This is a genomic window from Gordonia sp. NPDC003585 (assembly GCF_040610755.1).
GTDB lineage: Bacteria > Actinomycetota > Actinomycetes > Mycobacteriales > Mycobacteriaceae > Gordonia.
In genome coordinates this window covers 25,876-32,852 of record NZ_JBEXMX010000061.1, presented here as the reverse complement: position 1 = coordinate 32,852, position 6,977 = coordinate 25,876, and the positions used below count along the sequence as shown (strand labels likewise).

Below are 6,977 nucleotides of genomic sequence, written 5' to 3'. Positions count from 1 at the left end.
AAGGCGAGGGTGCTTCTGCAGCACCCTCGCCTTCCTCAGACTTCGGCTGCGGTCAGCTCCCGTTGACGAGCTTGAACGTCGTGGCGACGCGGATGGTCGGCACCGCGCTCGACGTCCTGCGGGCGCTGTCTGCCCACACCGCCGAACACGGCGTGGCGCCGCCGGCCGCCCTGGTCGGCGAGTGGTGGGACGCGGACGCGGTCATCGCGCCGTCGATCGAGTTGCGCGCGGGTGTGCGCCCACCCGACAACCCGGACCGATACTGGCTCGGCTACTTGGGTTTTCCGGTGCACAACGACCGATCGCCGCTTCCGACGGTGGTCGGTGGACTCACCGACCACCTGCTGATCTTGCGCGACGGCGTCTGGGAGACGATCGGCGATGTGCCGCCGTGGGCACTGGCCGTCGTCGCAGGCAATTCATCGGCTCGGCCGGCCAGAGGGAACGAATGGCATGCGGACTGGGTTGCACCACAACGTGATCCCCACTTGATGGCGATCGAGCGGTGCCTGGCGGCGATACGGGCCGGTGAGGTGTACCAGGCCTGCGTATGCACACAGTTCACCGGGAGCGTCACCGGAAACGCTCTCGACTACTTCGCCGACCTCACCGCCGCCACCGCACCGGCGAAAGCTGCTTTCCTGCAAGGCAGTTGGGGCTCGGTGGCGAGCTTCTCGCCGGAACTGTTCCTGCGCAGGACCGGGAACATCGTCTCGTCGGCGCCGATCAAGGGCACCATCGCCGGCCACGACGACCCGAACGTGCTCTCGTCGTCGGTCAAGGATGTCGCGGAGAACATCATGATCGTCGACCTGACCCGCAACGACCTCGGCCGCCTCGCGGTACCCGGATCGGTTCGGGTACCTGAGCTGCTCTCGATCATGCCCGCCCCCGGGGTATGGCACCTCGTCTCCCGCGTTCAGGCCATCCTGGAGGTCGGCACCGGTAACGACGCCCTGCTGGCGGCCACGTTTCCCCCACCATCGGTCACCGGAACCCCCAAACTACGTGCGCTGGAGCTACTTTCGGAGTGGGAATCCGCTGCGCGCGGCGTGTACTGCGGAGCGGTCGGAATCGCCGGCCCCGGAGGGGAACTGGACCTCAATGTCGCAATCCGCACCGTCGCGATCGCGCCGGACGGGCGCGCCACCCTCGGGGTCGGCGGCGGGATCACCATCGACTCCGACCCCCTCGCCGAATGGCAGGAGTGCCTCGACAAGGCGGCCAGCATCGTGCAGCATAGCGAGCCGTGATCGCGCACCGCATTGCCTCGTAGAGTCGTATCCGCTCCCTCGCCCGAAGATCCCATCCGCTGCGGAAGCACCGGCAGTGGCACGGTCATCCCGCACGCGAGCGAATCGTCACGCCGAGTCGACACCGCGCGTCGCGACCAGCGCGTCGATCTTCTCGGCAGCACGACGCGCACCGTCCTCGGCACGAAGTTCGGCCCCCAACGCCGCCGCCCGACGACGCATGTCCTCCTCGTCCAGCAAGGTCTGCACGGCCCGTCGAATCGCCGCGGCCGATGACCAGCGCGGCAACACATTTCCGACGCCCGCAGTACGTAATGCCCGCCCGATCATCCGCTGGTCCAGGAACGCCGAAGCCGGGATGACGAGGACCGGCATGCCATGAGCCAGGGCACGCATGGTGGTCGAGTGTCCGCCGTGGCCGATCAACAGCGAACACTGCGGCATCAGCGTCAGGTGGTCCGCATAGCCGGTGATCGTCACGTTGTCGGGTGCGTCGAAGGCCGACGGATCGAAGACCCCTCCGGTTGTCACCGTCGCCTGCACCGGTAAGTCCCCGAGCGCCTCGACAATCCGCCGCAAGGTGCGATCCTGACCGGGAAAACCGTTGGTGGACATACTTACCAGCACATTGCTCGCTGACGACGCGGCAGGCCCGACGACCTCGGGCAGTACCACACCCGTCCACTCCACGTTGGCCGGCTGCGTACGACGGGACGCAGGATCGAGTGCGCGGTGCGTCGCAACCAGGTTCGCCGACGCCGAGTTCCACAGCGCACCAAGACGATAGCCGTAGAACGCGGCGGGGCTGCCACCGCCGAGCCGTCGGAGCTGACGCATGTGGTCGGCATACTCGCGGAAGGTGTGAGTGAACACGACGCGCGATATTCCCAGTTCACGAACCACATGATGCGCAGGCGCCAGCAGACAATCGACGACCGCGACGTCGGGCCGTCGAGTCTCACACAGCTCACGCACCTCGTCGCCGATCCGCCGGTCGTTGAGCATCTGCGGCCACCGTAGCGGACTCTGCACTTTGAGTGAATCCCATTGTCGTACAGATCTATACGCAATCAGGTCGACACCGTACCGCGACGCTTCGGCGCGCAGCGACTCATGGCCCACGACCCGAATGTCATGCCCCATGGCAGCAACGGCCTGCGCCACCCCGAGCATCGGCTGCACGTTGCCGCCCGCATCCATCGTGACGAACAGTATGTCGGCCATCAGTTCTCCTCGGTGTTCGACGCATCTGCCAGGATCGCGTGGCACAGCCTGCGCATGTGTTCTTCGGTGTGCGTCGCGGTCAGACCGCGGTCGCATCGCAACAGTTTCCAGGTGTACACATCGGTGGCCACCACGAGTAGTCGATGGATCACCGGGCCGGCCGGCGCAAAGGAGTCGGATACCCATCGATCGTGAAGTTCTCTGCCCTGCTGGGTGATCGCGGCAACTTGAGCATCCTCGTTCTCCTGCGCGAGTAGCCCGATGACGATGTCGCCGTACTCTTCGTAATGCTCCACCACGACTCGGACGGCCTCATCGATGTTGCCCGGTGTGACGCGGCGCTGATCGGTGACCGACACCTGGAAGTGCTCGACGGCCGCGGCCACCACCCCGTCACGACTTCCGAAGCGCCGCATGACCGTCTGAACAGATACGTCGGCGGTCTCGGCGATCTTCGTCAATGTGATGGACGTCAGCGGAGTGGTCGACGCCAGTTCCAGGCACGCATCGAGAATTCGTTGCGCCGTCCGCGCCGACTTCTCGGCGCGCGCCGTCTGACGGTACCGCCGCGTATCGGCCGGCGACCCCGCAGATTTCATGTCAATCGACGTTAACATCAAAGTTGCCCGGGCACCACCCGTGGCGTCGCGTCAAGCAGGCCGGATATACGCAGCCTGCGTAGACTGCCGACCATGGGCATCCCCATCGCTCCGGGTACCGACCTCACGGTTCTCGCACGCGATCTGAGCGCGACGCACGACGCCGTGATGGCCGGCGCGACCCCGACGGCCGCGCCCGACGACGACGTGCACGAATCATGGACGCGCGCACGCTCGTCCGGCACACGCCCCAGCCCCGACACCCACAATCCGACGTCGATCAGCGGCACCGAACTCGCCGAGCGGCGCGCCCACCACCCGGTCCGGGACGCGGTCGAGAAGATCCAGACCTTGTTTTCCGACGCGGCCGACGACACCGCGATGGCCATGGGCATCTTCGACGCCGACGGCGTACTCCTGTGGCGCGGCGGGTCATCGGGCCTGCTGACGGTGGCCGACCGCCTCCACCTCGTCGAAGGTGCCCGATGGGACGAGGAGTCCACCGCCACGACAGCCGTCGGACTCGTCGTCCGGCATCAGCGGCCCACCCGGCTCTTCGGCGCCGAACACTACAACCGTGCCCTGCACGGCCTGTACTGCACCGCCGCCCCTATCCACGACCGGCGGACCGGTGAGATGGTCGCCATTGCCGGACTCGCCGGCCCGGCAATGGCGCTACAACCGGCCGCCACCGCGTTCACCACCGCCATCGCCACACTCGGCGAGCACGAGATGTCCACGGCACACCTCGCCGCCCTGGCCGAGCTGCGGAGCGCGGGAACCTCGCGGCTGGCCGGAATTCGGGGACCCGGACTGCTGATCGACGACGACGGATGGGTCGCCGAAGGCCGCGGCTGCACGCAGCCGACCCGCGTCGCGGCACCGGTCGACGGCATGCGCCAGTTCATTCCGGGCCTCGGTGCGTGCGTCGTCGAACGCCTGCCGAAGGGCTGGCTGGTCCGGCAGGTCGGGCCGTCGTCGCCGGTGGTTGCCGAGCTGGATCTGCGCGGCGAGCCGACGGTGACCGTCAGTGGTGACGCCGAGCCGTGGCACACCGTGCTGACGCCCCGCCACGCCGAGATACTGATCCTGCTCGGCAACGCGGGCGACCACGGCCTCAACGCAGAACGATTAAGCCACTTGATCTTCGGCGACGGCGGACACCTGGTGACCGTGCGCGCCGAGATGTCGCGCCTGCGCCGTGCCGTCGGCGCGCTGGTGACCAGCAGGCCCTACCGACTGGCGCCCGACGTCGAACTCCGCCTCATCCCCGACGGTGTTACTCCCGACGGTGTCACTCCCGACGGCGCTCGAGCACCATTTGATACACGTCTCGACGAGAGGCAGCGGTTCCTCGCGTGACGATCACGCACGCCTCCTTGAGGCGGGTGCCGGCCTCGACCAGCTGCTCGGCACGATCGGCGAGCTCGCCCACATCTGGTTCGGCGATCTCGGCACCCGCGACGACCACCGTGATCTCGCCGCGCACACCGTCGGCGGCCCACTGCGCCAACTCCGACACCGGGCCCCGCCGCACCTCCTCATAGGTCTTGGTGAGTTCGCGGCACACCGCCGCACGCCGGTCGGGGCCGAGGACGTCCACCGCGGCCGACAGCGTCTCGGCGAGTCGATGGGGCGATTCGAAGAACACCACGGTCCGACGCTCGTCGACCAGGGTGGCCAGCCAATCCCGACGTGCACCGGGTTTGCGGGGCGCGAAACCCTCGAAGCAGAACCGCTCCGACGGCATCGCCGACACCGCCAGCGCGGTGGTCACCGCCGACGGACCCGGCAGTGCGGTCACCGGCAGGCCGGCATCGGCGCAGGCCACGACAATGCGGTAGCCGGGATCGCTCACCGACGGCATTCCGGCATCGGTGATCAGCAGGACCGTGGAACCGGCTGCGATCGCGTCGAGCAGTGCCGGTGTGCGCGCCGCCTCCACCTGGTCGTAGTAGCTCACCAGCCGGCCGCCGATCTCGACACCGAGCGCGGCCGCGAGCGATCGGGCGCGCCGGGTGTCCTCGGCGGCCACCACGTCCGCGGTCGCCAACGCGGCACGCAGCCTCGGGGACGCGTCGTCGGCCTGCCCCATCGGGGTCGCGGCGAGGACCAGGCGACCCGAGTCCGTGGTGTGTTCGACCGAGTGCGGAGCGTCCATGATGAGCCAGCTTACGAGTGTCCCCTACGATCGGACGGGTGACCATGACCGCTGTCGGCGACCGCGAGCCGGACGTCGCCGCCGACGGCGGACCGCCCACCGAACCGAGCGGCACTCAGGCACAACTCGCCGCGGCGATCCCGACCCCCCTGTTCGGTGCGCCCGACCGTGCGCGCGGACTCGTCGTCGGAGCCGTGATCGCCCTGCTGGCGATCGCCACCCGGTTCTGGAACCTGCAGAACCCCACCGACCACGGCACCCCGGTGTTCGACGAGAAGCACTACGTGCCGCAGGGGTGGCAGGTACTCACCGGGGGCAATTGGATCGAGGACAATCCGGGGTACGGGCTGGTCGTGCACCCGCCGGTCGGCAAGTGGTTGCTCGCCGCGTCGGAGGGCATGTTCGGCTACGGTCCGCTCGGCTGGCGAGTGGCATCGGCAGTCTGCGGTGTCGCCACCGTGGTGATGATCTACTTCGTGGTGCGACGGATGTCGCGGTCCACCCTTGTCGGCGCGATCGCCGGCGTGTTCGCTGTCTGCGACGGCGTGCTGTTCGTGCAGTCGCGGATGGGCATGCTCGACATCTTCCAGGCCGTCTTCGTGGTGGCCGCGTTCACCGCGCTGATCGCCGATCGCGATCAGGTACGCGCCCGCATGCACCGCGTGTACGTCGAGGGCCGCATCGACGACTCCGACTTCGGCCCGCGCCTGGGATTCCGCTGGTATCGGTTCACCGCCGGTGTGATGCTCGGTCTGACGTGCGGCACCAAGTGGTCGGGCATCTATTTCGTCATCTTCTTCGTACTGCTGGCCATCGGGTTCGACGTCGCGGCGCGGCGGGCGTACCACGTCAAGCGCCCGTGGGTGGGGACGCTGGTACGCGACGTGGTGCCGTCGGGCGCAAGTCTCGTGGTGATGCCGATCGCCATCTATCTGGCGACATTCATCCCCTGGTTCAACAGCGAGACCGCCGTGTACCGGTACCAGGTCGGCAACTCGATCGGCACCGGAGGAACCTGGGCCTGGGTGCCCGGCGCTTGGCGATCGCTCTGGTATTACGAGTCGGGCATCCTGGAATTCCATGCCGGACTCACGAACTCGGCGGGCAACCACCATCCGTGGGAGTCCAAGCCATGGACCTGGCCGATGAGCCTGCGCCCCATGCTCTACGCCTACGAGAGCGGGCCCGACCACTGCGGCGTCGGCGAATGTGTCCGCGCGCAGATGCTCATCGGTTCGCCCGCACTGTGGTGGCTCGCCCTGCCGATGCTGCTCTGGGGTCTGTGGTCGTGGATCGTGCGCCGTGACTGGCGCTACGCCGCCGTCCTCACCGGGTACGCCGCCGGGTTCCTCCCCTGGTTCGCCGAGATCGACCGGCAGATGTACTTCTTCTACGCCACGGTGATGGCACCGTTCCTGGTGATGGGGTTGGCCCTGTGTTGCGGGGACATCCTGCGCTCGGCCACCGCCCGCGCCGGCGTCAGACCCGAACGTCGCATACTCGCGATCCTGGTGGTCGCCATCTACGTCGGCCTCGTGGTGACCAACTTCGTCTGGCTGTGGCCGATCCTCACCGGCTCCCCGATCTCGCCGGCCCAGTGGGACCAGCAGATCTGGCTGCCCAGCTGGGGCTGATGGACGACACTCCCGCCTTCGCCACCTGCGCCCCCGCTCCCTGAGGTGTGAGGAGCGCAAGCGACGAGCCTCGAAGGGCCTGGTGAGACAACAACTTCGTCTCACC

At 67.9% G+C, this 6,977-nt stretch carries 6 protein-coding genes; 3 read left to right on the top strand and 3 right to left on the bottom strand.

Annotated elements, in window-relative coordinates; genetic code table 11:
- Nucleotides 1-92 precede the first annotated feature (92 nt).
- Nucleotides 93-1,253, top strand: a complete 1,161-nt coding sequence (locus tag ABZW74_RS16750) for an aminodeoxychorismate synthase component I (RefSeq protein WP_240856449.1) — start codon at nt 93-95, stop codon at nt 1,251-1,253.
- Nucleotides 1,254-1,361: 108 nt separating this feature from the next.
- Here the strand turns inward: ABZW74_RS16750 and ABZW74_RS16745 are convergent, their stop codons facing one another.
- Both ABZW74_RS16745 and ABZW74_RS16740 read right to left on the bottom strand, forming a co-directional pair.
- Entirely contained in the window at nt 1,362-2,477 is a 1,116-nt protein-coding gene (locus ABZW74_RS16745; RefSeq protein ID WP_355277679.1) for a nucleotide disphospho-sugar-binding domain-containing protein, read from the bottom strand.
- Nucleotides 2,477-3,076: a TetR/AcrR family transcriptional regulator gene (locus tag ABZW74_RS16740; protein ID WP_355277676.1), complete on the bottom strand. Its 600-nt coding sequence runs from the start codon at nt 3,074-3,076 to the stop codon at nt 2,477-2,479. Before ABZW74_RS16740 ends, ABZW74_RS16745 begins: the two co-directional genes overlap by 1 nt.
- A 93-nt stretch (nt 3,077-3,169) precedes the next feature.
- Between ABZW74_RS16740 and ABZW74_RS16735 the strand changes: the two genes are divergently transcribed.
- Nucleotides 3,170-4,438 carry a transcriptional regulator gene (locus ABZW74_RS16735; RefSeq protein WP_355277673.1) on the top strand — a complete coding sequence of 423 codons (1,269 nt, stop codon included), beginning with the start codon at nt 3,170-3,172 and terminating at the stop codon, nt 4,436-4,438.
- Here the strand turns inward: ABZW74_RS16735 and rsmI are convergent.
- Entirely contained in the window at nt 4,371-5,237 is an 867-nt protein-coding gene (gene rsmI, locus ABZW74_RS16730) for a 16S rRNA (cytidine(1402)-2'-O)-methyltransferase (protein ID WP_355277670.1), read from the bottom strand. The genes ABZW74_RS16735 and rsmI overlap by 68 nt on opposite strands.
- A gap of 44 nt (nt 5,238-5,281) precedes the next feature.
- Here rsmI and ABZW74_RS16725 point away from each other — a divergent pair, with 44 nt between their 5' ends.
- Nucleotides 5,282-6,871 (top strand): phospholipid carrier-dependent glycosyltransferase, encoded by a 1,590-nt coding sequence (locus ABZW74_RS16725; RefSeq protein ID WP_355277686.1) that lies wholly within the window; start codon nt 5,282-5,284, stop codon nt 6,869-6,871.
- Nucleotides 6,872-6,977: the final 106 nt, after the last annotated feature.